This is a genomic window from Kordia sp. E (assembly GCF_056033805.1).
Genome location: NZ_JBRASR010000013.1, coordinates 1 through 1,547, shown reverse-complemented (window position 1 = coordinate 1,547; position 1,547 = coordinate 1). Strand labels below are relative to the sequence as shown.

Here is a 1,547-nt window from a genome sequence, read left to right as displayed (position 1 = left end):
TATGAATCTGCATTGTCAGGTGAAAAACCAATGTCTTTAGTTTTATCACCTTCAGGAAGAGCTTATAATAAAGAAGCCATGAGTGTTTTTAATGTAAAAGAATACATGCCTAACAACACCGCAGAAAGTTCTCAAACGCAGATTATAGCTCCTATTAAAAGAACGCAACGAGAACAAAGAAATCAAGCAATTGTTAAGATAAATAAAAAAGAAGCTCTTGTAGACCCTTTTGTAAAAGCGCACGGAAATTTGGCTCCACATCATACAAATGGTTTAAAAGTTGTGCAACCAAGCGGAGCAACGTATGTGTATGGAGAAGCTGCCGTAAACTTTACCAAAGATGAAGTGAGTTTTGCAGCAGATGGAACGCCAACTATTGAAAATGGGACAATTCCTGTTGATGGTCAAGATCATCGTGGTAATGATAGTGGTGTTGATCATTATTTCAACAAAATTACCACTCCAGATTATGCACATACGTACTTATTGAGTTCCGTTCTTTCCAATGATTACGAAGATCTTACAGGTGATGGACCTTCTGATGATGATTTAGGAGCATATACAAAAATGCATTATAATGACTTTGTACATGACACTGATTTAGATGATGAAAAAATCCAATCTTTAGCAGACGAACCGTATGAATGGAGAGTTCCATATGATACAAATGATGCTTCGTACAATCCTGGGTTATACACTAAAAAAAATGATCAAAAGGGAAGTTACGTTCGTGGAGAAAAAGAATTAAAGTATGTAACTAGAATTGAAACAAAAACGCATGTTGCTACATTCGATTTTTCAAAAAGAAAAGATGCAAAAGGAGTTCAAGACTCAAAAATGCTTCGTTTAAATACAATCAGACTATACTCTAAACCAGAATATAAAAAACTAATTGCTGGTGATACAGAAATTAGTCCAATAAAAACAGCACATTTTAAGTACAACTATTCTCTAATGCCAAATACTCCCAATAGTGAAGCTGTGGAAGATGGAAAAGGGAAATTGACTTTAGAAAAAGTATATTTTACATATCGTGATTCTAACATGGGGAAATACACACCTTATGTATTTAATTATGATACTAACAATCCAGCGTATCAAATAAAATCATACGATGTATGGGGAAATTACAAACCATTATTTGAAGGTGCTACACCGACCTATGATACTGAAGGAGAAATTAATGGTGTTACACTTTCTAATGGAAATGTAAACAATTCTCATGAGGTAGAATCAGATATTACAGCACAAGAGTTTCCTTTTGTACAACAAAAAGACAAAGCGCTACAAGATTATTATGTTTCTTCATGGACCTTATCTTCTGTTGATCTTCCTTCTGGTGGTCGTATAGAATTAGAATACGAATCTGACGATTATCAATATGTTCAAAACAAACCAGCCATGGAAATGTTTAAGGTCGTTGGTGTAAGTGATGCAGCTCCAAGTCAACTAGGTGATTTAACTACAAATTTATACACAAACGGATCACATACACGCTACTTAGCAGTACAATTAAATGAAACTTCTCTAATACCAGTAAATGAATT

General features: G+C 34.3%; 1 protein-coding gene. It reads left to right on the top strand.

Annotated elements, in window-relative coordinates:
* On the top strand, nt 1-1,547 hold a 1,547-nt coding region (locus ACUUYC_RS25325), incomplete at both ends, for a hypothetical protein (protein WP_474270619.1).